The following is a 23,095-nucleotide window of genomic DNA, read 5'->3' as shown; positions in this document are numbered from 1 at the left end:
AACTATTATGAAAAAGACACCTTTTGTAACACTGGAGAAGGTACAGGAAATTGCCCAGAAATATCCAACCCCATTTCATCTCTATGATGAGAAGGGAATCCGTGAGAATGCACAGGCTTTGAAAGAAGCTTTTGCATGGAACAAGGGTTTTAAAGAATTTTTTGCAGTAAAAGCAACCCCGAACCCGTTTCTGATAAAGATTCTGCAGGAGTATGGCTGCGGATGTGACTGTTCTTCCATGACAGAGCTGATGCTTTCCAAGGCAATCGGCTGCAGGAAGGGAGACATTATGTTTTCCTCCAATGACACTCCGGATAAAGAGTTTAAATATGCAGATGAGATCGGAGGAATCATTAACCTTGACGATATCACACATATTGAAAGTGTAGAGAAAGCCGTTGGAAAGATTCCGGAGATCATCAGCTGCCGTTACAATCCAGGTGGAGTGTTCAAGATTAGCAATGATATTATGGACAATCCGGGGGATGCCAAATACGGTATGACTACAGAGCAGATTTTTGATGCATTCCGCATTCTGAAGGGCAAAGGTGCTAAGGAATTTGGAATCCATGCATTTCTTGCCAGCAATACCGTGACCAATGATTATTATCCGATGCTTGCAAAGGTTATGTTTGAGCTTGCTGTGAAGCTTCAGAAGGAGACTGGCGCGCATATTAAATTTATCAATCTTTCCGGTGGTATTGGTATTCCTTATCGCCCGGAGCAGACTCCAAACGATATTCGTGCTATTGGAGAAGGTGTGCGTAAGGTATATGAAGAGGTTCTGGTTCCGGAAGGAATGGGGGATGTGGCCATTTATACCGAGCTTGGACGTTTTATGATGGGCCCATATGGATGTCTGGTAACAAAAGCTATCCACGAGAAGCACACTCACAAAGAGTATATCGGTGTGGATTCCTGTGCAGTAAATCTTATGCGTCCTGCTATGTACGGTGCTTACCACCACATTACCGTTCTTGGAAAAGAGAAGCAGCCTTGTGATCATCTGTATGATATTACAGGATCTCTTTGTGAGAACAATGATAAATTTGCAATTGACCGTTATCTTCCGAAGATTGATATGGGAGATTACCTGGTGATCCATGATACCGGTGCACACGGATTTTCCATGGGCTACAATTACAATGGCAAGCTGAAATCTGCGGAGATCCTTCTTCACGAAGATGGAAGCTTCGACATGATCCGCCGCGCCGAGACACCAAGAGATTACTTTGCAACCTTCGACTGCTTCCCGATCTTTGAGAAAATGCTGGAGGATGAAGACCTGGCGTAATTATTTATGAGTAAGATAAAAACGGTTTGATAAGTTTGACTTGCAAACAGTGTAAATGAAATAAGGAACCGCTGAGATGCTGGCGGTTCCTCTTTTTTGATATATAGAAAAATGGAACAGTTGGGGATGGATGGTCAAAAGTATGAATCCGCGGGGCAAATAGGGGGCAAATTTTTGACAACCCCTGACATTTCTTGAAACCCTAAGCAACAAAAAATCCCGTAAAAGCAATGCTTTGACGGGATTTATATAACTTATGAAATATGAAACAATGCCGGCAGTGGGACTTGGCATTCGTGCATATATCATCGTAAAATGCTTGATTTTATTAGGTTTTATTGTCTTTTTTTTATTTTGAAAATCTTCCAGGGGGCAGATAGGGGGCAAATTACAAAATTGATATTTTCGCAATCTGTTGATTGTCTTTTTCCTGGAGCTTTTTAGTTACGTGTAGATAAATCTCCCGTGTCACATCACTATTCTCATGTCCGAGCCTTCGAGAAATGGTATCAATGCTGATTCCCTGTTCCATGAGAAGAGAGGCATGAGTATGACGCAGCGCATGAGGCGTTATAGTGCGTCCTAAAATACGAAGGGAGTTTTCCCTTAAATATTTATTGTATGCGTAATAGTGTATATGAGTTCCTTTCTCCGAAAACATAAAAAGTAGCTGTTTGTCTAAACCATACATTAATCTTCTGCGCAGCATTAAGGCGCGTATTTTCTTGCAGGCAACTTCGAGTTCCTTTTGAATGTAGACATCACGAATAGAACAAAAGCTTTTAGGAGATGTAACTACTTTATTGACAGAATCAAAAGTTTTTGTTACATGGATTTTCTTAGCAGAGAGATCTACATCCGAATCTTCGAGAGCGATAACTTCTCCAAAACGCATTCCAGACAGAGCAAGAAATTCTGTTAGAAGGCTCCAGATTGGATCGGACATTTCTTGCAGGAGTTGCTTTAGCTCATTAGCTTCCAGATACTTATCCTGGATCTTTTCTTTGTGTGGGACGTCTTTGAAATTCTCAATCTTTTCAAGAAAAGAAGCATCTTTAAGTAGATCATTAACTATACCCCCATCTGATTAGAGCTCGGAAGCGCCGCAGGGCCTCGTTTAGAGTTCCAGGAGCCTTCCCTGTTTCCAAGAACTTATCACGCACGTACCTGGCTGTCATATGCTCTACGATAGTATTCTCACCAAGAATCTTGATGATAGAGTTGCATGCGTGAAAGTTTCTAGTGTAGGTAGACTTTTTTACAGTCTGTTGTTGGCTCTTTCGGTATTCTTCCACAAGCTCCTTTAGAGTATATTGGTGCTTGGGCTTTACAATCATAGCGTCCTGAATTTTCTGTTCAAGAATTCTTCGGGCAAGCTTCCTGGTTTGTGTTGTGTTTTTATCCATGAAAACAGAAACGCGTTTTATATCTCCGGTTAGATAATCTGTATAGCGTTCACAAAATTTGAATTTTCCGTTTGGACGTTCCTCAACCCACATGGTATCATCCTCCTTTTAATTGAGCCGGCGCAAGTGCCGGTAAAAAATGAGTATAAAAATAACAGCCAGCGCGAACAAAGGTTCCGCTTGCATGGCTGCCCCGAAGATGATACAATATTTTTGCTGAAAATAAGGTGCATCTTCGGATGTGCTGGCCGCTCTAGTGCTGGTAACACTGGGGCGGTTTTTCTTTAATCTTTTTCTAATTTACATTGTTCCAGTTCAATTTGTTTAATACTTTTGGGAGGTGTTGGTAAATCTTCTGGCATGGTACCACCTAGTTCTTTAATTGTTTGTCTGACTTTCTTACCAACTTCGTAATGCGTGTTATTGGCAGCTGCTTTTCCAACGATATGTTCCCGGCGAAGTTTTTCATCTGTTTGAGTAGCGCGGAAAAGATTAGCTGCTAATTCAGTACTTCCCATGTGATCTAATATTTTCTGACTTTTCTTCAATCCTTTTCGAGCGTGTATTTCTTTGGCACCAAGCCCTCCATATAGTCCTTGATAGCCTTTATTTTGAAAAACAGCATATTCTTGAGGCGTTTCTACACCTGCCATTTTTGCTGCTTCTGCAAGAGATTTATTGTGGGCAATCATTTCATTACGGATTGCTAAACGCTTTTTATCTTCGGTAAGATCATCAAAATTTTCAATTAATTCCTGTTGTCTGGTTTTTACTGCAAAATAAGTTTGACCAAGAGCAATTACTTTTTTTCTGGCATCGCCGTTCTGAACAATAAGATAACATGCATAACGAGATAATTCATAGTCATCAATAATTCTTGTTCCACCATTGGGGACAGGGGACATTTTGTTGACCTCAACAAAATGTTCATATACATTATTTTCACTATTTTGACAAGCAATGATAGCGCGTTCAATTACTTTAATAAAATTTCTCCATTCTTTGTATTCCAAAGCAATTTGCAATTCTCTTGCATACCAAAATTCGTTATCATTATCATCAATATGTTTAATTGATTCAAAGAGAGATTCGGAATAATCGATATTTGAAGGAGTTCCGGCATTTGCAGGTAAATTGTTATCATCAAAGAAAAAGAACATAAAATCCTCCTTTGAAATTATTTTGAAAATGCTTTAAAGAAAAAGCTCCCCTTTCCAAATAACGGTAAGAGGAGCTTTTGCTAGTCATCTCTACAACGACCATTTCTGTTAGACTTCATCTTACCATATTGTATGCAATTTGTCTATAACTAGTCTGTTTTAGATACTGCTTTCATCACCGTAAATGAAGGCTCAAAGAAAATGATGTAATTATCCAAGGTAGCATAAACCCCATGTATGGAATGATAACAGTCAAGCGCTTCTTTCAAATATTCTTCTGTAGCATCCAGGTATTCAGCCATTTCATATAAGTTACGGCATCCAGCTTCATAAGCGTGTGTGATTCCGATCAGTCCGATCTTAAGGTTGTAACCAAAGAGTCGGGCTCTGTATTCCTGTTTTCGGTTGCTGACCTCAGACTGATCAATAATGTCGCCAACAGTCGTGTAGTGGTGACCAAGCTCCTCTGCCAGGACACAGGATTTTTCTGCCTGGGTTGAAATGGACTTATTGATTGCTACAGTGCTGTTACAATATAAGCCTTTTATGTTTGGACTATTAAATCCATAGTCCATTACGTCTATACCGTCCGCGCAGGCCAGGTCTTGTAATTCCTCATATGTGCTCATTGTAAACACCTCCCGCTCTAGTATATCTCAATACGTGTACAAAAATCTGTACAGCTGCTTCCCAAAAAGAAAATTGACAAATATTTCGGATTGACATATAATATATTTAACAAGGGAGCTGGAAGGTGACTGCACTTCACCCAACCCAGCGAAAATAGTTAGCTAAAAAATAGCCGTTGATCTCGCCAAAGATTAGGACGGCTATTTTTTATGTGCATATGTAAGTATGGCTACGATTAAATTAGCAAAAGTCAACATAATCATAAATGTCTCATAATCGCTCATAAACTTCACCTCCTCCGTAAGGTGTCCGGATTAGGCAAAGAGCACGTCCCCCAGTTCCCTGGGTAAATATATTATATTGTCAATGTACATTCTGGCAGGTCTGCCGATTATTTCCTTTTGTTTTCTACTATCTTCTTAAACTGGTCAATTTCTTTCAGTTCGTCTTCTGTATATTCATTGCCTTCGTGGTGAGCTGCAAGTGTAGTTGGCTGTTGGTACTGAGTAGCAGTAGCAAGCTCATCATCTAATTGTTGAGTGGAAAGAAGGCTCTTGGAATAAGTGAGGACTCTTTCCTGATTATTATTAGATAGCTGAAGATATATTTCAGTGAGTTCGCGGGTTTTTGAGTATGATCCTATGGTTTCTGGAAGCATGGTAGTTTGTTCAGTGCGTCCAAGTAAGAAGTCGGTATCTACATTGAAATAATCGGCTATCTTTTCAAGGGTTTCAAAATCTGGTTCTCTGGCACCTGTTTCATACATTCCGATAGTGCTGCGAGAAATACCCAATTTTTCCGCCATTTCATTTTGAGTTAAACGGGATGAAGTACGTAACTTTCTAAATATGATTTGAAAGTTTCCCATAGTGTACCTCCTTGTAAGTTATGAACTCATATTATCACAAAACGTGATAGAAGTAAATATAAAAATGTCACGAAAAGTGATTGACATAGGACACAGATGGTGATATATTACAAATAGTCACAAAACGTGACAGAAAGGAGGGCGAAAGGTGGTTCCATATGGAAAACGCTTAATAGAGTTGAGAGGAAAGAAAAGCCAAGCAGAAGCAGCAAAAGGTATTGGAATTGCTACATCTACGCTTGGCATGTATGAAACAGAGCAAAGAATTCCGAGAGATTCTATTAAAATAGCAATTGCGGATTACTATGGAAAATCCGTGCAAGATATTTTTTTTACTCCATAATGTCACGAAAAAGGACAAAAACACATAAACACAAGAAGGCGATGAAGCAGAGTGAAAACCTTATTGAGTTGGAGAAGTAACAGAAGGAGATGAAAGGAAACGGAAAAGATAATAACCCTTTTGGTTATCGCCACGATGCTTGTACTGACAGTATTGAAGATAATGGCATTATTACACATCGTGGCAATGTAGTTATGGAATAAACTTGCTGATAAAATCAGTTACTTCAAGCAATCCGTTTTTAAAGCGATTTTCCATATAGATGATACCAGAATCGCTTAGTTCAAAATCTCCACCGATATATATTTTAACAAGCCCCTTACGTCCGATTTCTAGGAGCGTGTCAGAAATATCTCGTGGATTCCAGGCTTCAAAAGCTGGGAACCCCTTTAAAGCGGATTTATTAAAACGTCTTGCGTCTGCTTTTGCACAACCGTTTTTTCTGGCTTGAAGAAATGATTTGTAAATAACACAAATCATTTTGTCGGCGTCCTTTGTTAGTTCCATGTAACAATCTCCTTTCTTTTAAACTTAGGTATGCCAGTACCCTGTAGGAAAAGAATAGGAGAAGCTGAGGGAAAAGTCAATGGCATTTGGAGAAGTAACAGGAAAGGAGGAGGTGTAGGTGGAAAATATGAAAAGGAAGGTTGATGAGACTATCATACTTATATGCAACAGAATCCAGGAAAAAAATATGGAAGCTTCTTTTGACGTGGACGAAAAGATTTCATACATGGCAGAAGCCCTGGCGAAACTGATATCCGCCAGGGCTGGGCTTGAAGTTAATTAATTATTCTTCTGTGGGCTTGTTGATTGTTTTTACAATCGTATTAAAGAAATTTGTAACTTCTTTAGCCGTTTCAGTTGCAGTTGCATGCTTATCAATTAAGTTGTTCTGTATAGCGAGTTCTGTAAATGTTTTTGCAAGCTGATATTTTGCAGATTCATTAACGCCCATAAAACATTTCTCCTTTCTCAGATACTCGGGTATGCCAGTACCCTGTATTAAAAGGATAGGAAAAGTTAGGAGAAAAGTCAATGAAAATTGGAGAAGTAACAGGAAAGGAGATGAGAAAAGATGTTTATTCCGAAATGGTTATTGAAAAATATTCTGCGACAACTTGAAGATAATGAGATTCGAATAAAACGCTTGGAACTAATACAACTGCGGCAAGCTCAAAATCGAATAGAGAGCGCAAAAAAAGAAATTGCTGACCTGAATACAAGAGAGACCAGCAATTTCAAAAAGTATTCAACTATTGAGGAAATCATCCAAAAGAGTAGTTAAAGTAGGAGAAATATTATCAATTATATTATACAACCGGATCAATTCGGGGGCGAATTGGGTACGACTATTGGTAATTTCTATACTGTATTCACTAATTGCATCCTGCATACGCAGAGAAAAGACACAACCGTCAGGTGGTGTAGTGAAATATAATTGTGGATCACTGGAATAAGTGAGCAGAAGAATTTTACCTGTTTTGTAAGATGCCATATAGCTGATCGATTTTATAAGTGAGTATCCAAATGATGGAAAATGCGAAGAAGGCGCATGCAGTGGTTTCACTTCAAGATCAGCAGAAAGTGGGCTCCACACTAGCTCTTGTGATTTGGTTTTTTCAATTGTTTTGTTAAGAAAGCTTGAAATTTGAGCTGAATTCATGATGTTACTCCTTTCGAGATAGGCGTGCAATTAAAAAGTTAATATCCTGCCGAATTTTATTGGTATTTGCTTTAGAAATGCCGTTTTTCAAAAGACGAGTGCATCGAAAAGCATGAAAAATACAGCGAGGTGACGAGATAAATAAATATTTGATTTGATACTCAAATACTTTTATCTGGAGCAAATCTTGTATTTTAGCGGTGTTAAGTTCATCATTCCAAATATTTTGTTGGAGAGCTTGTAGGTGATTAAGTAACTCTTGACGTTCTGTTTTGTAGGTCTCTTTTTGAAATTCTGCGCGAGCATATAATTTTCGAAAGATTCCGAGGGAAACAAAAAAGCTGATGATTCCAAATATATCAGCAATTCGACCAAATATAACCCAATTCATATTGATACCTCCCACTAAAATGTACCACAGAATTTGGAAGATGACAAGCGTTGGAGATAAGGTAGATATGAAGTACTTTTCGCTTGGAGATAGGAGAATGCAAAAGAAAAGTCAATGAAATTTGGAGAAGTAACAGGAAAAGAGATGAAGCAAGATGGAAATTATTGGAGCAAGTATTTTAGCGTCAGTGATCACTACTAAAATATTAGCCACTTACTATTTCAAAAAGGTAGATGGCTATGTTAAAGAGATGTGTGAAATGACAATTAAGAGTAATAAGGATACGTTATCTATTTTACGCAACACAGTTCAAGACATTTCGACAGAAAGAGGTGATTGAAATAGTTAACTGTAGCACTGAATTAAATGCATTCTTAAGTTTTCTTCGTACCTGTGAAGAATCTAATCGGCTGGCAATTTTCACAGAAAATGATATGGATCGCCAGACACAGGATATTTTACATAATATCGAGCTCAACGAAAACAGCCAGTATGACTATATCTGTCAGGGATTTACCTTGCGGGATATACGGCGGAAGCGGAGAAAGGCAAAAGACATGAAAGAAACAACAGCTCCGATCTGTAGCTGGATGAAAGAGAACCGGAAGGTGATCAGTGATCTGGAACGGCTGCTTGGAGATGTAAGGAAGCAGGAGAAACAAGCTCAGAACCGTTCGTACACAAACCGGACAGGGGTTATGAAAAAGCTGAAGTAACTCCGTACAACCATGATCTATAAAAGGAGGTAAGTAAAAGATGGTTTACACAGAATCCATACGGGGATATCCGTACATGAAAAAAGAGCAGCTGGCAAAGGAATTTCAGATCAGTACCGGAACTGTGCGGACAAGATTGTTTGAAATTGAAGATGAAATCAAAACAGGGCGCTATAACGATTATGCAGTTATCAGAGATGGAAATATTATTCTGATCAACGTTCTGGTGTTCATTGATTATCTTACTTATCGGCGCCAGCTTCTGGATCGTAATGCCAGAAAGTATGCTCCGGCATTTCATCCGGAAAAGCTGGTGCAGATGATCGGTTGGAGCAACCGGGCTGTTGTGGAAGGAGAGTCTGGGAATGAAGCGTAACATAATCATAGCTGCTATCATAGGCATCCTTGCTACATACCTTCCATTCTGGGAATGGGGCGGAACACAGCTTTTTGGAGCATTTGCCCTGTCGGTGGTTGCGTGGATGCTGATACAGGGCACAGAGCCGGTAACTAAAAATGGATCCTGAGAGTTGGGAGCTCATCAGGATCCGGTGTCCAATGGACAAAAAAGTTTATCACCCTTTCATTGTAAAGGGAACATGGAGAAATGTCAATGGAAGACCAGAAGGAGAAAAAGCTGATGTGGATTATAAGGTTTTCGGATAATTCTCTCAGAAGTCACTATGGGACAAGAAGTGAAGCTGAAGCAATTGCTAAAGAACTGTGTGTTCTGAGGGGCGGAGGTTACATAATCGCATAAAAAAAGAACCGTGTATTAGGAGTACACGGTTCTAAGACGAATTCTGCGTCTGGATAAAACATCTATAAATAATATACCATCCAGGCGGCAGAAAGTCAAGAAAACAGGGGAAAAAATCCCCTGTTTCGAACTTGATAAAGATATTAAAGTTAGGAGCTTAATGGAATGGGAACCAAGCGTAAAACCTGGTATCTGCGTAAGAAGGATATCCTATATGTAGAAGAAAACCATGACGGAAGGTACGGAGCTCCAGGAGAGAAACGAAAGCCGAAGCGGAAACCTACCCCGGAGGATATCCAGAGGGTAAATGCCTGGAAGAAGGAAAAGGGTGTAAGGCTTCTTCTGATGGAGTACTTCTCCCCTGGCGATCTCTGGGCTACATACACATACCGGCCCGAGATCAGACCGCCTGACATGGCAACAGCAATGAAACAGTTTCGCCAGGCAATGGACAAGCTGAAGAGAATATACAAGAAAAGAGGACGGATGCTCTACTGGATCCGGAACATTGAAAGAGGAACTAAAGGTGCCTGGCACATTCACTTTGTAATAAACGATATCGGAGATACTGCCAGCCTCATAGAAAGAATCTGGCAATATGGCGGCGTATTTGTGACACAGATCCGCAAGAGCATGTGCCCGGAAGAAGATTTTAAAAGACTGGCAGCCTATCTTACAAAGGATGAGAATACCAGGGAAGAGAAAAAAGATGGCACTCAGGCAAAGCCCAGACTACGGGAAGCAAATTACAGCCATTCCCGGAACATGCCTCTTCCGGAACCGAAACCAGAGAAGCTGAAACGATGGCAAAAGGACCTGAAACCAAAGAAGGGTTATTACATAGCAGAATCATTTGAAGGAATCAATCCGGTAACCGGTTACAAATACCGCCGTTACACCATGATCCGGCTGAACAGGAGGATTTAAAGACATGGGAGTACAGACAGACATTTATCTATATGAGTCCTCCAGGGCACCAAAGCCAAAGGAGGCAAAGTATTACTACAAAGTAACCTGCAAAGGGCAGTACCGCTGGGGAGTGGGAAGACTTCCGGAAGGCGAGACGAAACACCAGCTGGTGATGCGGACTGCAATCGCAGCATTTCAGCGCCTGGTCCGCCCTGCAATCGTGACCGTACATACAGACTGTGGGTATCTTGCCACTTACCATAAATACGCCAGCCAGTGGAAACAGAACGGCTGGAAGAAAGCAAACGGCGAGCCAGTGAGGAATGCACAGCTCTGGGAACAGCTCCTGAAGCTGGAAGCAATGCATACGGTGAGGTACCAGTACCACAGGGTAATGCCAAATGAAGATGAAGTATAGGGAGGAAGAATATGTTTGATAAATTTGGAGAAATGGACAGCTGCAAGGAAATCAATGAGCTTGCAGAGAACCTCTTTAATGAAGGGGACACAGAGAGCATCAGAACCATGGCAGGAGAAAACGGAATCCCGGAAGATTACGTGGATCTGTATCTGAACGGGGACATTCCTTATCTGTGTGATGCCCAGACTGCAGCTATGGGAAAACTGGACATTGAGAGCAAGAATCTGAAAATGAAAGGCCTTATGCTGGACTGGGTGGAGTACATCCGCGGAATATGCATGGAGGACGATCTGATTGCACATCAGGTGCGGAAGAAAGGAAAATCATTAAAGGACTGCATGGCTGCGCTTCTCACCTATTCATTCCAGAACCGGATCAGTGTAGACAAGGAGATTGTAAAAGCTGCAAAAATATCCGCAAACAAGGTGGATTTTGGCGTTCCTGGTATGGGTGAAGCCAAGAAGCTGATCCGTGAGTACTATCTGGGAGGTGCCAGAAGTTGAAACGGACAGCATTGCTTTTGAACATTCCCCAGCAGGAAGCTCCGGAAAAAATAAGCGGGCATGTAACTGCGGTAAGCCAGGTTGCAGAATACGACGGGCAGCAGTATCTGAATATTGATCTTTTCTATATGGGTGAGCTGAAGGCAAGGTATTTTGCCGACAGGTTTACATATGCCTGTTACGTGGACGGTTCATGGAAAACATGCAAAATGGATAACATAGCAAGGATCTGCATGGGAAAAACTCCGGTGAAAGGCGGGGAATGCTATTACCAGGCAACTGACTGGAATTGGAACACGAAGAAAGACGAACAGACAGCAAGAAATTATCTGGGAAAAGGGCTTGATTACTATGAGACCTGCATTAATCAGGAAAAATATATGAATGCCTTGCAGAAAAAAAGAAACCGGGTTGAAGAGATGATGAGCAAGGTACCGGTTCTGCCGGAAAATCTGGAAAAATGGCTGAGAACAACTATATTTCCACAGGAATATCTGTTTATGAAGCGGAAAAAGAGCCGGACGGATTATTCCTGTACTGTCTGCGGTCATAAGGGCTGGACCAAAACAGGATGGAAGCATAATGAAAAAACGACATGCCCGAAATGTGGGCAGCCTGTCACAGCATGCCTGAACAGGGAGAAGATACAGAAAAAAGAACCGGTCGTTGTGCTGCAGATAATGAATGAGCTGGAGTGGGTGGAACGGCAGCTTCGGACACGGTGCACCTGGACACCGGGGGAAAAACAGATTGAGATCATGGAAGAGATAAGGGTGATCATTCCAAGAGCCAGGAACTGGGGGAAGGTATGGTATGGGACTGGATATGAACAGGACGAATTTGAACAGGAATTTTGGGACCATAACCAGATAAACAAACGGTTTTACAAATCTTATCTGTATCCGGAAAACCTAAAGGAAGTATTGGCGTATGGGGATTCCTTGCAGAACAGCGGGCTGGACATCCTTGCAGAAATCCCAAGAAAAATCAACGTAAATACCTTTATTGTCACATTCAAAGAACGAAAATGGCTGGAATACTGGATCAAAGCAGGGCTTATACAGTTAGCTGAAGATGTGGTGGACCTGTATGGAATGTGGGGCAATCCGGGATGCATCCGGACAGACTGTAAAAAATTGACGGAAAATCTCAGACTGGACGGAAACCGGCTTCACAGGCTGAAGGAAATCGATGGAGGGCTAGATGCTTTAGAGTGGCTGCAGTATGAAGAGAAAAGGGAAAAATCAGGGAAAAAGATAAAGATATCGAGGGAAAGCCTGGAATTCCTTTCCGAAAAAAGAGTTGATACGGAAGATTGCCAGAAGATACTGAATGAGCTGGGAAGCGTAAACCGTATGGTTAATTACATGAAGAAACAGAAGACAAGTCCTAACAGTGTGACACAGATATGGGCTGACTATCTGAGAATGGCACAAAATGAAGGGCTGGATGTAACAGATGATATTGTCAGACTGCCAAAAGACCTTAAAGCCAGACATGATGAACTGATAGAGAGGATCAACGCCAGAAGGGATGCAGAAAGGGTGAAAAAAGAAGCAGAAAAATATGAAAGACTTGATAAAAAAATTGTGAAGCATCTGCCGGAAACAAAAAGGTATTTCTGGGAAAACAAGGATTATATGATCATTCCGGCGGGACGATGCGAAGAATTGATTATTGAAGGCAGGACACTCCACCACTGTGTAGGAGCTTCCACGCGGTATATGGAAAAGATGGCAGCAGGTGAAAGCTGGATCCTGTTCCTGCGAAAAAAGAGGGAACTGGAAAAACCATATTACACAATAGAAATAAGCATGGAAGATGACAGGATCTTACAGTGGTATTCCGAGTATGACCGTAAACCGGATGAAAAGCAGATAAAAAAATTACTGGATGCATTCAGGAAGAGTATCAGGCAGAAGCCTGAGAGAATCCAGATCGCAGTATAAGGAGGACATTATGGAATATGTACAGTTAACCCTGGATGATTATATCCAGTGCAAAACAGAGATCAAAGAGAATTTAACCGGAATCGTAAAGAGCTTTGTAAAGATTGGCTGGCAGCTGACCAGGATCAATGCTTCCAAGGCCTATACACTGGACGGCTACAGTTCCATCACCGAATTTGCCAAGGCAGAATATGACATGAACCCGGACGGCGTAAGCCGGTTCATGAATGTATATGAGCGTTATTCTCTTCCGGGAGACACTCCGGAACTCCAGGAGCAGTACAAAGATTTTAAATTCGCCCAGCTTTCCGAAATGCTTCAGCTCACAGAAGAAGACCAGCAGCTGATCACCCCGGACACCAAGAGGGCAGACATCCGAGAATTAAAGAAGTTCAACAAGGAAAACGAACACAACCCCGAACAGTTATTGAACTGGAAAAATGGGGAAGACAACAAGATTTATAAAACTGTCTTTGAATTTTTTAGAGCATCCAGGGAAACACTGAATGATCTGTTCGGATCCGATGCCTATAGAGCCGGAGATATGGGACAGATGGTGGATATTGTGAACCCTTCCGGCAGCAGGAGTTACCGTAAAGAAACCGTATTTCTGATGATGTACGGTCTGGATAAGGGGATCATGGTAAAACAGATCCCTCAGGGCACGGAAAATATGCCGTGGAGTGAGTTCTTCAACATTGTGCAGGATCTGTTTGGAGAAAAGGCAGCCGGCAGCAGGACCTGGGAAGCCTATTTTGAGCCGGAAAGTCAAAAAATGACACAGCCAGAAAAAGAAGCATCAGCTTTAGAAGATACTATTGCAACCTCCGAAATTGCGCCGGCGCAAAAGACAGATGAAAAAGAAGAAAAAAGTCAAGAAACAGCATCTGTTTCAGAGGAAATCCAGCCAGAACCGGTGGAAACTGGTGGAAAGAATGTGGAAAAGCCGGAAGAAATGGAAGAACCTGTGGAAAAACAGCAGGAAGAGAAAAAAGAAGAACTGCCAGAAGAACAGATCCCGGGGCAGGACAGCATTCTGAACCATGAGGAGTATATGCCGAAGCCGGTTCTTACGGAAGAGACCAAAGAACAGTCAGTGTCAGAGAGGGAGAATTCAGTCCCGGAAGAGAATGAAGCAGAGCAGCTGGCAGCAGTCCGGGAAAAGATTTCAGAAGAACATGAACAGGCAGAAAGGTCAGAAAATACTGAGAAGGAATACCGTATAGGTGAGAACCAGGAGCCTTCGGAAAGCAAGCCGGAAGAATCCAGGGAGCCACAACCTTCAAAGGAAAGCACACCGAGCGCGGGAATTGCGCCGGCGCAACCCCATGAGGTAGTGGACAAGCCGATCAGCAGAAAAGAATATCTGGATTCCCTTACCGAATACGGAGCTGCAGATCATATAGCAAAAGCTTTTGAGAGCTTTGGGAATGTTACCTTCAGCCAGTTCAAAAGCGCTGGTTTCTGGGAAAGATGGCTGAATATGAAAGTAGATCATCTTGGCAGGAACTGGGTGGATTAACAAGGGTGCAATCTAAATCCTATATATCACAATTTACATCCCTGCTCCGTCCTGTAAGGAGCAGGGGAAAGGAGCCGTATGAACGATAAGATCGTAGAAGACATCGAACAGATAGACATGAGTGAGATGGAACTTCCCTCATTTGCTATATATAAAAATCCAACAGACTACCCCGGGAAGAGTGTAGCCAGGTTATTCGAAGGAGACAAGCCAACAAATGTTGTGCTTATAAAAAAGAATGTAAGGGAGCTTCATTTCATTTTTAGAGACCGGACCAGGCTGACTTTCTTTCCGCCATTGCCGGGTGATTCCGGGAATCTGGTGGGCGTATGGATGTAGGACTGAAATTCCCGAAAGGGAAAACAAAGAAAAAAAGAATTTCCCATCCGGCAAGCATCCTTGGAAGCCGGAAAGGAAGATGTTACCTGTGCGGACGGTACACACAGACCGAAGAGCATCATATTTTTGGCGGACCTAACCGAACATTATCTGAACAATATGGATTAAAAGTAGACCTGTGCCTGGAATGCCACCAGTTCGGAGCACATGCGGTACATAAAGACCAGGCGGTAATGGATGAGCTTCACCTACAGGGGCAGGAAGCCTTTGAGAGCCAGATTGGAAGCAGGGAACAGTTCCGGAAGATATTCGGGAGAAACTGGCTATGACATTATATGAGATTACAGAAAACATAACAAAAGAGCCGGAAGAGGCTGTAACCATAAAGGAAGCATCCGAAAGGCTGAACCGGACAGTCGGGAGCCTGTACGGTGCCGCAGCCGAGGGAAGACTGATAAACGGCAGATACTATCTAAGAGCCGCAGACCGGACACTCAGCAGAAACAAAGATCGGAACTTGCTCCTGGAATACGATCTGGTCCGGCAGAAACTGTTGAAGAAGGGCAGAGGATAATCAAAATGAATGCCTAATAACGAAGAGGTGAAAGAGTATGACCAGAGCAGAAAGAAGGCGCCAGGCAAGGATGCAGGAAAAATGTCAGGTGCCATTAAACCTTAATCTTACAGTGGCCCAGGTAGCAGGGATGACCGGGCAGCAGGCTTCTGTATTGCAAACATACTTGAAAAGGATGGAACAGCAGACAACAGAAGCTGTAACAGACGCTGTGATTAGAGAAGCCCAGGAGAAACTGGAACGGGCAGAGGACTATATTACCATAACAAATATAATCATTTCCCTGTATGCGATTAAGTTTTCATGGGGATTTACAAAAGCAAACAAAAAATTCCTAAAGAACTGGAAAGCAGCAATGGATTATGTAGACCGGATTGGAGTTGCGAAAGCTTACGAGCTTGCACATAAGGAGATGGACATTGATGTAGAGTTTGAGGACCTGGCAAATTATAACATTTATGAAGAAATGGGATTTAACAGGGAATAGGTGCGAAAGGAAGATATGAAATGAAGATGGACAAAAGTGAATTTATTCGTTTAGCGGCGCTGAGCAAATATAGCACATGGTGTGAGGCAGAAGATTATGTGGCAGAAAATCCAAAAGAGTTTTATACAATTGATGATTTCATTAAGGTATATCACGATAATCAGGAAGAATACCGTAATGGATATCACAAAGGTTTGGTTGAGGCCTATGGTATCAATGGACGAACTACAGCAATGCATAATGGGATAAGAGGAAATGACAGCGGATTGCAGGACTGGGGGTGATGGAAAATGCAGAAAAAATGCCCGAAATGCGGTAAGAATGACATGAGAGTCTGGGATGCAATGAATGGGAAGATGTTCCTCCAATGCAAAGCGTGCCATTGGACAAGTAAGGATTTACCTTGGACAAGGGAAGCAAAAGAAGAATGGAACCATTTAAACCCAGGCTGGGAAAGCCCGCCGAAAAAGCCTGAAATAGAGTGCAACACAGGATATACAACTATATACCGTTGTCCATCCTGCAAGCAACTCTTTGCAGGAAAAGAAGTTACAAAGTATTGCTTGAAATGTGGACAGAAATTTGACTGGGAAGAAAAGGTGAAAGACAAAACCTGTAAGACTTGCAGACACAATGACGATTTCCTCTGTGAAAAGAAAGGAATCTGGATCACAGACAATTATGGCTGTAATAAATGGGAATCAGAACAGGCAACAGACTGGAGAGACAGTATGCTGGCCAGGTTCCTCAGAACGAGGTGAGACAATGGAAAAAGAGACATACAAAGAAATCGAGAAAATTGCGGATAACCTCCAGGCGGCAGCTGGAAGAAAAAAGTGCAGGGAAATAGAAAGAGCTAATAGTTTCTATGAAGGCTATGAACAAGGGATTGAAGATATGCTTAGAAGCATTCGCCAGGATGGAAGAAAGTAACAGATGAGTAAGATCGGAAACAAAGAATACATAGATTGCCCGGAGTGTCCAAGATGTAGACCACAGCCAGGATTAAGAAATGGTGTAAAATGGGGGATTTGCCATGGAAGCGGCAATCTTGTTTATCTAGAATCTTGGAGAGAAAAAAGAAATTGTGGATCTGGATGGATCAACCACACGGTATCGAGTTGTGGCTTATATGAAAAGAATGATCCAGAAGCTCTTAAAAGATGTATAAGAGGGTGGTGAAATAAATGATAGATGTAATCGTTGCAATGGGTGTTGGCGTGCTGATCGGAGCCTTCGGTGTGATTGCCTGGCTCCTGCATGATTAGAAACAGAGGTGTAAAATGAATAAAGAAAAATACAAGGATCCCACAGCTGAATATGCGATAGCTGAAGCTGAGAAATGGGAGCGGCAGCAGAAGCAGCTGGAAGAGAAACATGGAATCAAAAGAGGGGATGTTATTCAGATCATACAAACCAGTTATGCTTCTGGTGACGGGAAGATCATCACCAAAAAGGTGAAAGCCAGGATAAAAGCATTATATCCCCATGTAGTGCAATTACAGTTATCAAACGGCATAACCAGATCACCAACATACTGGGAACTGGAACGACTGAAAGCAGGAGGTGGTACCGATGGACAAGGACATTCTGGAACAATACCTGGAGATAAAAGGGGAAATCCGTGACCTGAAAGAACGGATAGATCGGGATCAGCACAGGCTGGAAAGAATCAAAGCAGAAGGTGTTGTATCAGACACCGTCAGAGGCACAAGAAAAGATGGAACCATAGGGCCAATTAAGATAACCGGTTATCCCCTTCCGGAAGCAGACCAGGTGAAGAACATGATAAAAAAGAGGGTGTTAAAGCTACATATCCTGGAAGATGAGCTGCAGGAGGCTGTAAATGCAGTGGATAATTTTATTGAGAAAATCCCAAAGAGTGATCTGAGAATGATGTTTCGCTTTTACTATCTGGATGATATGACCTGGGCAGCAGTAGCCATTAATATGAATTACCGTTTTCCGAAGCGGCGGATCAAATATACAGAAGATAATTGCAGAATCCGTCATGACAGATATTTGAAAGATAATTTAGGAAAATTATAAAATGTTCGGTCATGTTCGCTTTTTCCATGGTAGTATATAAACTGGGTTTGGTGAAAAGATTTCATAATAGCTCCTTATTAAATGATTGACAAGTGCCGCAACGCTGTCTGTGTACTTCGAGGGTAGGAAAACAGAAAAATGTTGCAGACGTAAATAAAAATGTGGTTCAGAGAAAAGAACACAGAAACCTCCAAGTGATTGATACAGCGGCACGTATGGATCACAAATTCGGAACACTTCCCCGATCGGGAGGGAGCATGAGCCGTTAAGCCGAGCCGCAGGTTCAAGTCCTGGTGTTCCGATTGGTTTCGAAAGAAGCTATCCCAATTACATACATTTTTTTTCGAACGCTCTGTAGAAATATGGGGCGTTTTGTAGTATGATGAAAGAAAATGTATGTGGGAGGAAAAGAAAAGTGGAAAAATATTTAGATAATTGCTTATTTAGATATAGAAAATTAAATAATGATGCTGCAAAGAATATAGACGCGTTAAAGAAAAATAGGTTATATTTTTCCACGCCAGCTAACTTTAACGATCCATACGATAATAGAATTTATGTCGATAAAGATAAAATAGAATTTGCAATTAGAGAAAATTGGGAGCATATGGATGATTTTTTAAATAGATTGCAAGAAAGCGATCCAACAGTGGCTCATTTTGGAAGAGCGTTATGGATGTCGGATAAAAAAACGGAATTTCAAATTAATTTTTTAAATACAATTAATGATTTAATTGATCAAATAAGAAATAATTATCGAAATTATATGAAAATAATTTGTTTTTCAGAAGAGTATGACTCAGAATTAATGTGGTCGCATTATGCAGAAAACCACAAAGGCTTTTTGATAGCTTACGAAAAGGAAGACATAGAAAATGGCACTATATACAGTAAAGATAAACTTAATAAGAAAATAAAACTATCGAAAGTTCAATATACTAATAAACAGGTAGACATGACTGAAAGTATTCATGACTATTTGTTAAAGTATTGTTTACCATCGAATTTAGATGTATCAAAATTGCCAGAAATACCTAATAGATTATTAACAGACATGGCGACAACTAAAAGCGAAAGTTGGACATATGAAAAGGAGTGGAGACTAATTCCAAGGACAATAGATATTAGTCAGGAAAATCCGATTTCATATGCAGAAATAAAACCTAAGGCAATAATTGTAGGCACTCAATGCACAAGTGAGGATAAAAGCATATTAGCTAATATAGCAAAGGGAAAGAAAATTCCATTTTATGAAATGCAAATAAGTTCAGGAATACAATATAGCTTAGAAATTAAGCGTATAATTTAGTGTTACACACCAACACAAAGGCAGCTCTTTCCGGGGCTGCTTTTTCTATGCCAATTTTCGTACAGCGTGCACAGCACCAGCCGTAATTCTTAACGCGGTCACCTCCTTTCATGATTGACGGCGGCAATCGGCTGTCGTGGATGGTGCTGGCAGGACTGTATTTTATTATATTTTTGAAAGAAGGTGAGCCTGAGTGACAAAAAAACAGAAGAGATTTGTGGAAGAGTATCTGATTGACCTGAATGCTACCCAGGCCGCCATAAGAGCCGGATACAAGGCGAAAAATGGTCAGAGAGCCTCTGAAATCGGACATGAGCTACTCCAGAAAACCCAAGTTTCAGAAGCAATTTCAGAGGCAATCGCAGAAAGATCCAAAAGAACCGGAATCAATGCTGACCGTGTTCTTCTGGAACTGGCCAGAATTGCGTTTGTAAATGCAGATGATGTGATCAATGCAAAAGACGCAACGCTAAAAGAAGATGCCTCCAGGGACGATCTGGCAGCTATACAGTCTGTGAAAGTAAAATCCTTTGGAGAAGATGGCACAGAAAGAGAAATCAAGCTTGCAGACAAACTGAAAGCCCTGGATATGCTTGGACGCCATCTGGCAATGTGGAATGACAAGCTTCAGCTCAGCGGTATGAAAGAAGAAAAATCAAAACTGGACAGCTTGATCAAGCAGATCAGCGGAGACGGATAATGAGCAGCATGGATCTTGTGCTGTCTGAAAAATACAAAGCATTTTTGAAATGTCAGACACCGGTGGAGTTCCTGGAAGGTACCACGGCAGCAGGAAAGACTACAGTAGGAATTTTTAAGTTTATGCTGAAGGTAGCCCAGAGCCCGAAAAAGCTTCATATCCTGGCAGCAGACGACACTGGAACAGCAGAGAAAAACATTATCAACAAAGACCTTGGAATCCTGGACGATTTCGGAAGCCTGGTAGAGTACAACGGATCCGGCACCAAGGATGACAAGATCCCGCATATTCTTTTTCATACTTCATCCGGGGACAAAACCATATACGTTTTGGGATATGGAAACAAGAAGAAATGGAAGAAAGCCCTTGGCGGTCAGTATGGATGCCTGTATATCGATGAGATCAACACAGCAGATATTGACTTTGTCCGTGAGGCTTCCATGCGCTGTGATTACCTCATGGCAACCTTAAACCCGGATGATCCCAGCCTGGATGTATATAAAGAGTATATCAACTGCAGCCGCCCGCTTCCTGAATGGGAAGAGGACACGCCGCAGGAGATTAAAGACGAATTAAAGGAAGAACCAAAGCCCGGCTGGGTTCACTGGTTCTTTTCTTTTGACGATAATGCAGGACTTTCGGAAGAAAAGAAAGACCAGATCATCCGGAACACCCCGAAAGGAACAAAGATCTATAAGAACAAGATCCTAGGCCTCAGAGGAAAAGCAACCGGACTGATCTTCCCGAACTTCAGCCGAAAGAAACATGTAGTATCTGAGAAATGGGTAAAAGCTCAGATGGCAGCAGGCAAAATAAAATTCAAAAAGTTTACCTGCGGTCTGGATACTTCGTACTCTTCAAAATCCCCGGATACAATTGCAATGGTATTCCAGGGCATTACGACAGATAGAAGACTGATCACCCTGGCTGAGAAAGTTTACAGTAACAAAGATCTGGATCAGCCTCTTGCTCCATCCGATACAGCAGTAAAATTTGTTGAGTTCTTGGAAAAATGCCGTAAGGACTGGGGCTTTGCAAGGGAAACCTTTATTGACTGCGCAGATGCGGCTACGATCACAGAACTGCGGAAATACAAGCGCCTGAACGGATGCCTGTATAACTTTGTGGAATCCTACAAAAAAGTAGAAATCCTGGACAGAATCAAGCTTCAACTTGGCTGGATCCAGCAGGGCTGCTATCTGGTAGTGGATACCTGTACAAATCATATTTCAGAGATGGAGAAATATTCCTGGGATGAAGATAAAGACATTCCGGAAGATAGAAATGACCACACGATCAACTCCCAGCAGTACGGATGGATTCCATACCGTGACTTGATTGGATTTGAGGAGGAACAGAAAAGGTGAAATGGATGGAAAGATTAAATGAAAACATAAAAAAGACGGTCCGGAGCTGGCTGAATGTTCTTCCGGCGAACCCTTTTAACTTTCAGATCAATGAGATGATGGATTTCGAAGGACACGCAATTCTGAACCGTATCTGGTACAGGGGTGACGGAAACGAGCTGGAACAGATCTATCAGCAGAATGCAGAATTTGCAGACAGACACAAGTTCTGGGCAAGTAGATCAACCCCTGGAATGGACATGCGGAAGATTCATACTGGTCTCCCGGGGCTGACTGTTAAAGTTCTTTCTTTCACTGTTCTGCCGGACATGAACGAATTTGAATTTGAACAGCCGGCGCAGGAACAGCTGTGGAAAGAAATTGAGAAAGATAATAAATTTTATAAAAAGATTGAAAGCGCCCTCAAAGAAACACTGTTTATCGGAGATGGCGCTTTTAAAGTGGCAATAGATACAACGATCAGTGATTATCCGATACTGGAGTGGTATCCGGGTGAAAGAGTTGAATTTGTCTACCAGAGAGACCGAATCAGGGAGATTGTATTCAAGACACCATACAAAGAAAAAGGAAAAGTGTATGTCCTGAATGAGCGTTATGGCTATGGCTATATTATCAATGAGCTGTATCTTGACGGCAGACTGGTCGATATTAAATCTATAAAAGCCACTGAGAATCTGACAGACATTAAATTTGATGATTCGGTCATGCTGGCTGAACCATTTATGATCTATGAGTCTACCAGATATGAAGGCAGAGGCGGCAGCATATTCGATGGAAAGCTCGACAGCTATGATTCACTGGATGAGACATGGTCCCAGTGGATGGATGCCTTAAGAGCCGGAAGAGCAAAGACCTATATTCCGGAATGCCTGGTTCCACATGATCCTGAAACAGGGATGCTGATAAAACCGAATCCGTTCGACAACCGCTATTTTGCGGCGGAAGGAGATATGCGAGAAGGTCAGAAGAATCAGGTCGTTACGGACCAGCCGGTTATTCCTCATGACAGTTATATGGCATCATACATTACAGCCCTGGATCTGTGCCTGCAGGGAGTGATCAGTCCGTCTACACTGGGGATTGACACAAAGAAGCTGGATAATGCAGAAGCACAGAGGGAAAAAGAAAAGACAACCCTGTACACCAGGAACGCAATTGTAAAGGCATTGCAGGAAGTTCTTCCGGGAGTTGTTTCAATGTGTATCAATGCAGACAATATCCTGCATAACAAGAGCATTGAAGAAGTAAAGGTCAACATTCCGTTTGGAGAATATGCAAACCCGTCATTCGAAAGCCAGGTAGAGACAGTTGCCAAAGCGAAACAGGGTGGCATTATGAGCATTGAACGGTGTGTTGAAGAACTGTATGGAGATACACTGGACGATCACTGCAAAGAAGAAGAAATAGCCAGATTAAAGGCAGAGCAGGGCATCCAGGACGTGGATGAACCAGGAGTGAACCTGGAGGTTGGAAACTTTAAGATTGACCTGGAAGGCGGTGGAGATAATGAAAGTAAAGGTGGCAAACAGAATATACCGGATGAACCGAAAGGAGTACCAGGAGTTTCTGGAAGTAGCAAAGGAGCAGGTGCCGATGGGCGTGTACGCTCTGGAAAAGAATGATTATGCTGAGCTTAGAAATGATGCCTGTACCAGCAAAACAAAGCTGAAAGACATGATCCGAATATTCAAAAGCCAGGGCTTTAAGGTATATGCAAACAGGAGGTAACCGC

General features: G+C 41.9%; 37 protein-coding genes. 27 read left to right on the top strand and 10 right to left on the bottom strand.

Annotated elements, in window-relative coordinates; all coding sequences use genetic code 11:
- Positions 1–7 precede the first annotated feature (7 nt).
- Complete coding sequence (locus LIQ05_RS09070; protein WP_226820076.1) at positions 8–1,294, top strand: diaminopimelate decarboxylase; 1,287 nt, start codon at positions 8–10, stop codon at positions 1,292–1,294.
- 388 nt (positions 1,295–1,682) lie between these two features.
- Here LIQ05_RS09070 and LIQ05_RS09065 read toward each other — a convergent pair whose 3' ends face one another.
- From LIQ05_RS09065 to LIQ05_RS09040, 6 genes are all read right to left on the bottom strand, one after another.
- Complete coding sequence (locus LIQ05_RS09065; RefSeq protein ID WP_226820211.1) at positions 1,683–2,276, bottom strand: site-specific integrase; 594 nt, start codon at positions 2,274–2,276, stop codon at positions 1,683–1,685.
- 85 nt (positions 2,277–2,361) lie between these two features.
- On the bottom strand, positions 2,362–2,793 hold the full coding sequence (locus tag LIQ05_RS09060) for a hypothetical protein (RefSeq protein ID WP_226820074.1): 432 nt from the start codon (positions 2,791–2,793) through the stop codon (positions 2,362–2,364).
- A gap of 191 nt (positions 2,794–2,984) precedes the next feature.
- Positions 2,985–3,860, bottom strand: a complete 876-nt coding sequence (gene dinD, locus LIQ05_RS09055; protein WP_226820072.1) for a DNA damage-inducible protein D — start codon at positions 3,858–3,860, stop codon at positions 2,985–2,987.
- Positions 3,861–4,009: 149 nt separating this feature from the next.
- Positions 4,010–4,489 (bottom strand): ImmA/IrrE family metallo-endopeptidase, encoded by a 480-nt coding sequence (locus tag LIQ05_RS09050; protein WP_226820070.1) that lies wholly within the window; start codon positions 4,487–4,489, stop codon positions 4,010–4,012.
- A 201-nt stretch (positions 4,490–4,690) separates the two neighbouring features.
- Complete coding sequence (locus LIQ05_RS20615) at positions 4,691–4,774, bottom strand: putative holin-like toxin (RefSeq protein WP_226815750.1); 84 nt, start codon at positions 4,772–4,774, stop codon at positions 4,691–4,693.
- Positions 4,775–4,881: 107 nt separating this feature from the next.
- Positions 4,882–5,358 (bottom strand): helix-turn-helix domain-containing protein, encoded by a 477-nt coding sequence (locus tag LIQ05_RS09040; RefSeq protein WP_226820068.1) that lies wholly within the window; start codon positions 5,356–5,358, stop codon positions 4,882–4,884.
- Between the two features lie 148 nt (positions 5,359–5,506).
- Here LIQ05_RS09040 and LIQ05_RS09035 point away from each other — a divergent pair, with 148 nt between their 5' ends.
- Positions 5,507–5,701 (top strand): helix-turn-helix transcriptional regulator, encoded by a 195-nt coding sequence (locus tag LIQ05_RS09035; protein WP_226820066.1) that lies wholly within the window; start codon positions 5,507–5,509, stop codon positions 5,699–5,701.
- Positions 5,702–5,893: 192 nt separating this feature from the next.
- Here LIQ05_RS09035 and LIQ05_RS09030 read toward each other — a convergent pair whose 3' ends face one another.
- The gene (locus LIQ05_RS09030; RefSeq protein ID WP_226820064.1) at positions 5,894–6,208 is read right to left on the bottom strand and encodes a hypothetical protein; all 315 of its coding nucleotides are present in this window, start codon (positions 6,206–6,208) and stop codon (positions 5,894–5,896) included.
- Between the two features lie 118 nt (positions 6,209–6,326).
- Here LIQ05_RS09030 and LIQ05_RS09025 point away from each other — a divergent pair, with 118 nt between their 5' ends.
- A complete protein-coding gene (locus LIQ05_RS09025; protein ID WP_226820062.1) occupies positions 6,327–6,491 on the top strand; it encodes a hypothetical protein in 165 nt (54 codons plus the stop codon).
- On the opposite strand, the gene LIQ05_RS09020 is transcribed toward LIQ05_RS09025, so the two are convergent.
- The 3 genes from LIQ05_RS09020 to LIQ05_RS09010 all read right to left on the bottom strand — a co-directional run bounded on the left by LIQ05_RS09020 (position 6,492) and on the right by LIQ05_RS09010 (position 7,758).
- Positions 6,492–6,659 carry a hypothetical protein gene (locus LIQ05_RS09020; RefSeq protein WP_226820060.1) on the bottom strand — a complete coding sequence of 56 codons (168 nt, stop codon included), beginning with the start codon at positions 6,657–6,659 and terminating at the stop codon, positions 6,492–6,494.
- 294 nt (positions 6,660–6,953) lie between these two features.
- Entirely contained in the window at positions 6,954–7,367 is a 414-nt protein-coding gene (locus LIQ05_RS09015) for a hypothetical protein (RefSeq protein ID WP_226820058.1), read from the bottom strand.
- Positions 7,368–7,371: 4 nt separating this feature from the next.
- Complete coding sequence (locus LIQ05_RS09010; RefSeq protein WP_226820055.1) at positions 7,372–7,758, bottom strand: hypothetical protein; 387 nt, start codon at positions 7,756–7,758, stop codon at positions 7,372–7,374.
- A gap of 154 nt (positions 7,759–7,912) precedes the next feature.
- Here LIQ05_RS09010 and LIQ05_RS09005 point away from each other — a divergent pair, with 154 nt between their 5' ends.
- From LIQ05_RS09005 to LIQ05_RS19680, 24 genes are all read left to right on the top strand, one after another.
- Positions 7,913–8,098 carry a hypothetical protein gene (locus tag LIQ05_RS09005; protein WP_226820053.1) on the top strand — a complete coding sequence of 62 codons (186 nt, stop codon included), beginning with the start codon at positions 7,913–7,915 and terminating at the stop codon, positions 8,096–8,098.
- Positions 8,091–8,474 (top strand): hypothetical protein, encoded by a 384-nt coding sequence (locus tag LIQ05_RS09000; RefSeq protein WP_226820051.1) that lies wholly within the window; start codon positions 8,091–8,093, stop codon positions 8,472–8,474. Before LIQ05_RS09005 ends, LIQ05_RS09000 begins: the two co-directional genes overlap by 8 nt.
- 40 nt (positions 8,475–8,514) lie before the next feature.
- Positions 8,515–8,850, top strand: a complete 336-nt coding sequence (locus LIQ05_RS08995) for a hypothetical protein (protein ID WP_226820049.1) — start codon at positions 8,515–8,517, stop codon at positions 8,848–8,850.
- Positions 8,840–9,001 (top strand): hypothetical protein, encoded by a 162-nt coding sequence (locus LIQ05_RS08990; protein WP_226820047.1) that lies wholly within the window; start codon positions 8,840–8,842, stop codon positions 8,999–9,001. Before LIQ05_RS08995 ends, LIQ05_RS08990 begins: the two co-directional genes overlap by 11 nt.
- Positions 9,002–9,087: 86 nt before the next feature.
- Positions 9,088–9,234: a hypothetical protein gene (locus LIQ05_RS08985; protein WP_226820045.1), complete on the top strand. Its 147-nt coding sequence runs from the start codon at positions 9,088–9,090 to the stop codon at positions 9,232–9,234.
- A 165-nt stretch (positions 9,235–9,399) separates the two neighbouring features.
- Complete coding sequence (locus LIQ05_RS08980; protein ID WP_226820043.1) at positions 9,400–10,161, top strand: hypothetical protein; 762 nt, start codon at positions 9,400–9,402, stop codon at positions 10,159–10,161.
- Between the two features lie 4 nt (positions 10,162–10,165).
- The gene (locus tag LIQ05_RS08975) at positions 10,166–10,561 is read left to right on the top strand and encodes an RNase H family protein (protein ID WP_226820041.1); all 396 of its coding nucleotides are present in this window, start codon (positions 10,166–10,168) and stop codon (positions 10,559–10,561) included.
- Positions 10,562–10,572: 11 nt separating this feature from the next.
- Positions 10,573–11,067 carry a hypothetical protein gene (locus tag LIQ05_RS08970; protein ID WP_226820039.1) on the top strand — a complete coding sequence of 165 codons (495 nt, stop codon included), beginning with the start codon at positions 10,573–10,575 and terminating at the stop codon, positions 11,065–11,067.
- The gene (locus LIQ05_RS08965) at positions 11,064–13,016 is read left to right on the top strand and encodes a PcfJ domain-containing protein (protein ID WP_226820038.1); all 1,953 of its coding nucleotides are present in this window, start codon (positions 11,064–11,066) and stop codon (positions 13,014–13,016) included. The genes LIQ05_RS08970 and LIQ05_RS08965 overlap by 4 nt, the downstream gene beginning before the upstream one ends.
- A gap of 10 nt (positions 13,017–13,026) precedes the next feature.
- Positions 13,027–14,538 carry a hypothetical protein gene (locus LIQ05_RS08960; protein WP_226820036.1) on the top strand — a complete coding sequence of 504 codons (1,512 nt, stop codon included), beginning with the start codon at positions 13,027–13,029 and terminating at the stop codon, positions 14,536–14,538.
- A 78-nt stretch (positions 14,539–14,616) separates the two neighbouring features.
- Positions 14,617–14,877, top strand: a complete 261-nt coding sequence (locus LIQ05_RS08955; RefSeq protein WP_226820034.1) for a hypothetical protein — start codon at positions 14,617–14,619, stop codon at positions 14,875–14,877.
- Positions 14,868–15,206 (top strand): hypothetical protein, encoded by a 339-nt coding sequence (locus LIQ05_RS08950; protein ID WP_226820032.1) that lies wholly within the window; start codon positions 14,868–14,870, stop codon positions 15,204–15,206. Before LIQ05_RS08955 ends, LIQ05_RS08950 begins: the two co-directional genes overlap by 10 nt.
- Positions 15,203–15,451, top strand: a complete 249-nt coding sequence (locus LIQ05_RS08945) for a hypothetical protein (RefSeq protein WP_226820030.1) — start codon at positions 15,203–15,205, stop codon at positions 15,449–15,451. Before LIQ05_RS08950 ends, LIQ05_RS08945 begins: the two co-directional genes overlap by 4 nt.
- Positions 15,452–15,488: 37 nt before the next feature.
- Positions 15,489–15,938: a hypothetical protein gene (locus LIQ05_RS08940; protein WP_226820028.1), complete on the top strand. Its 450-nt coding sequence runs from the start codon at positions 15,489–15,491 to the stop codon at positions 15,936–15,938.
- A 20-nt stretch (positions 15,939–15,958) separates the two neighbouring features.
- Positions 15,959–16,222, top strand: coding sequence for a hypothetical protein (locus LIQ05_RS08935; protein WP_226820027.1), 264 nt, complete (start codon positions 15,959–15,961; stop codon positions 16,220–16,222).
- A gap of 6 nt (positions 16,223–16,228) precedes the next feature.
- Positions 16,229–16,699 (top strand): hypothetical protein, encoded by a 471-nt coding sequence (locus LIQ05_RS08930; protein ID WP_226820025.1) that lies wholly within the window; start codon positions 16,229–16,231, stop codon positions 16,697–16,699.
- Between the two features lie 4 nt (positions 16,700–16,703).
- The gene (locus LIQ05_RS08925; protein WP_226820023.1) at positions 16,704–16,871 is read left to right on the top strand and encodes a hypothetical protein; all 168 of its coding nucleotides are present in this window, start codon (positions 16,704–16,706) and stop codon (positions 16,869–16,871) included.
- A gap of 350 nt (positions 16,872–17,221) precedes the next feature.
- A complete protein-coding gene (locus tag LIQ05_RS08920) occupies positions 17,222–17,566 on the top strand; it encodes a hypothetical protein (RefSeq protein WP_226820021.1) in 345 nt (114 codons plus the stop codon).
- Positions 17,514–17,987 carry a hypothetical protein gene (locus LIQ05_RS08915; protein WP_226820019.1) on the top strand — a complete coding sequence of 158 codons (474 nt, stop codon included), beginning with the start codon at positions 17,514–17,516 and terminating at the stop codon, positions 17,985–17,987. The genes LIQ05_RS08920 and LIQ05_RS08915 overlap by 53 nt, the downstream gene beginning before the upstream one ends.
- Positions 17,988–18,402: 415 nt before the next feature.
- A complete protein-coding gene (locus LIQ05_RS19865; RefSeq protein ID WP_226820017.1) occupies positions 18,403–19,296 on the top strand; it encodes a DUF2971 domain-containing protein in 894 nt (297 codons plus the stop codon).
- Positions 19,297–19,489: 193 nt separating this feature from the next.
- On the top strand, positions 19,490–19,996 hold the full coding sequence (locus LIQ05_RS08905) for a terminase small subunit (RefSeq protein ID WP_226820015.1): 507 nt from the start codon (positions 19,490–19,492) through the stop codon (positions 19,994–19,996).
- Complete coding sequence (locus LIQ05_RS08900; protein WP_226820013.1) at positions 19,996–21,363, top strand: terminase; 1,368 nt, start codon at positions 19,996–19,998, stop codon at positions 21,361–21,363. Before LIQ05_RS08905 ends, LIQ05_RS08900 begins: the two co-directional genes overlap by 1 nt.
- The gene (locus LIQ05_RS08895) at positions 21,360–22,985 is read left to right on the top strand and encodes a capsid protein (RefSeq protein WP_416385991.1); all 1,626 of its coding nucleotides are present in this window, start codon (positions 21,360–21,362) and stop codon (positions 22,983–22,985) included. The genes LIQ05_RS08900 and LIQ05_RS08895 overlap by 4 nt, the downstream gene beginning before the upstream one ends.
- Positions 22,957–23,091, top strand: a complete 135-nt coding sequence (locus LIQ05_RS19680; protein ID WP_264292748.1) for a hypothetical protein — start codon at positions 22,957–22,959, stop codon at positions 23,089–23,091. Before LIQ05_RS08895 ends, LIQ05_RS19680 begins: the two co-directional genes overlap by 29 nt.
- Positions 23,092–23,095 lie beyond the last annotated feature (4 nt).

This window comes from Blautia glucerasea (assembly GCF_020537505.1).
GTDB lineage: Bacteria > Bacillota > Clostridia > Lachnospirales > Lachnospiraceae > Blautia_A.
The sequence above is the reverse complement of the archived record's forward strand: the minus strand, read 5'-3'. Positions and strand labels throughout refer to the sequence as shown.

What these genes read in the sequence shown, in the direction of transcription:
- LIQ05_RS09070 (WP_226820076.1), top strand. Translation starts at nt 8, where the DNA reads ATGAAAAAGACACCTTTTGTAACACTGGAGAAGGTACAGGAAATTGCC.
- LIQ05_RS09060 (WP_226820074.1), bottom strand. Translation starts at nt 2,793, where the DNA reads ATGTGGGTTGAGGAACGTCCAAACGGAAAATTCAAATTTTGTGAACGC.
- dinD (WP_226820072.1), bottom strand. Translation starts at nt 3,860, where the DNA reads ATGTTCTTTTTCTTTGATGATAACAATTTACCTGCAAATGCCGGAACT.
- LIQ05_RS09050 (WP_226820070.1), bottom strand. Translation starts at nt 4,489, where the DNA reads ATGAGCACATATGAGGAATTACAAGACCTGGCCTGCGCGGACGGTATA.
- LIQ05_RS20615 (WP_226815750.1), bottom strand. Translation starts at nt 4,774, where the DNA reads ATGAGCGATTATGAGACATTTATGATTATGTTGACTTTTGCTAATTTA.
- LIQ05_RS09040 (WP_226820068.1), bottom strand. Translation starts at nt 5,358, where the DNA reads ATGGGAAACTTTCAAATCATATTTAGAAAGTTACGTACTTCATCCCGT.
- LIQ05_RS09030 (WP_226820064.1), bottom strand. Translation starts at nt 6,208, where the DNA reads ATGGAACTAACAAAGGACGCCGACAAAATGATTTGTGTTATTTACAAA.
- LIQ05_RS09020 (WP_226820060.1), bottom strand. Translation starts at nt 6,659, where the DNA reads ATGGGCGTTAATGAATCTGCAAAATATCAGCTTGCAAAAACATTTACA.
- LIQ05_RS09015 (WP_226820058.1), bottom strand. Translation starts at nt 7,367, where the DNA reads ATGAATTCAGCTCAAATTTCAAGCTTTCTTAACAAAACAATTGAAAAA.
- LIQ05_RS09010 (WP_226820055.1), bottom strand. Translation starts at nt 7,758, where the DNA reads ATGAATTGGGTTATATTTGGTCGAATTGCTGATATATTTGGAATCATC.
- LIQ05_RS09005 (WP_226820053.1), top strand. Translation starts at nt 7,913, where the DNA reads ATGGAAATTATTGGAGCAAGTATTTTAGCGTCAGTGATCACTACTAAA.
- LIQ05_RS08995 (WP_226820049.1), top strand. Translation starts at nt 8,515, where the DNA reads ATGGTTTACACAGAATCCATACGGGGATATCCGTACATGAAAAAAGAG.
- LIQ05_RS08990 (WP_226820047.1), top strand. Translation starts at nt 8,840, where the DNA reads ATGAAGCGTAACATAATCATAGCTGCTATCATAGGCATCCTTGCTACA.
- LIQ05_RS08985 (WP_226820045.1), top strand. Translation starts at nt 9,088, where the DNA reads ATGGAAGACCAGAAGGAGAAAAAGCTGATGTGGATTATAAGGTTTTCG.
- LIQ05_RS08980 (WP_226820043.1), top strand. Translation starts at nt 9,400, where the DNA reads ATGGGAACCAAGCGTAAAACCTGGTATCTGCGTAAGAAGGATATCCTA.
- LIQ05_RS08975 (WP_226820041.1), top strand. Translation starts at nt 10,166, where the DNA reads ATGGGAGTACAGACAGACATTTATCTATATGAGTCCTCCAGGGCACCA.
- LIQ05_RS08970 (WP_226820039.1), top strand. Translation starts at nt 10,573, where the DNA reads ATGTTTGATAAATTTGGAGAAATGGACAGCTGCAAGGAAATCAATGAG.
- LIQ05_RS08960 (WP_226820036.1), top strand. Translation starts at nt 13,027, where the DNA reads ATGGAATATGTACAGTTAACCCTGGATGATTATATCCAGTGCAAAACA.
- LIQ05_RS08955 (WP_226820034.1), top strand. Translation starts at nt 14,617, where the DNA reads ATGAACGATAAGATCGTAGAAGACATCGAACAGATAGACATGAGTGAG.
- LIQ05_RS08950 (WP_226820032.1), top strand. Translation starts at nt 14,868, where the DNA reads ATGGATGTAGGACTGAAATTCCCGAAAGGGAAAACAAAGAAAAAAAGA.
- LIQ05_RS08945 (WP_226820030.1), top strand. Translation starts at nt 15,203, where the DNA reads ATGACATTATATGAGATTACAGAAAACATAACAAAAGAGCCGGAAGAG.
- LIQ05_RS08940 (WP_226820028.1), top strand. Translation starts at nt 15,489, where the DNA reads ATGACCAGAGCAGAAAGAAGGCGCCAGGCAAGGATGCAGGAAAAATGT.
- LIQ05_RS08935 (WP_226820027.1), top strand. Translation starts at nt 15,959, where the DNA reads ATGAAGATGGACAAAAGTGAATTTATTCGTTTAGCGGCGCTGAGCAAA.
- LIQ05_RS08930 (WP_226820025.1), top strand. Translation starts at nt 16,229, where the DNA reads ATGCAGAAAAAATGCCCGAAATGCGGTAAGAATGACATGAGAGTCTGG.
- LIQ05_RS08925 (WP_226820023.1), top strand. Translation starts at nt 16,704, where the DNA reads ATGGAAAAAGAGACATACAAAGAAATCGAGAAAATTGCGGATAACCTC.
- LIQ05_RS08920 (WP_226820021.1), top strand. Translation starts at nt 17,222, where the DNA reads ATGAATAAAGAAAAATACAAGGATCCCACAGCTGAATATGCGATAGCT.
- LIQ05_RS08915 (WP_226820019.1), top strand. Translation starts at nt 17,514, where the DNA reads ATGGACAAGGACATTCTGGAACAATACCTGGAGATAAAAGGGGAAATC.
- LIQ05_RS08900 (WP_226820013.1), top strand. Translation starts at nt 19,996, where the DNA reads ATGAGCAGCATGGATCTTGTGCTGTCTGAAAAATACAAAGCATTTTTG.
- LIQ05_RS19680 (WP_264292748.1), top strand. Translation starts at nt 22,957, where the DNA reads ATGGGCGTGTACGCTCTGGAAAAGAATGATTATGCTGAGCTTAGAAAT.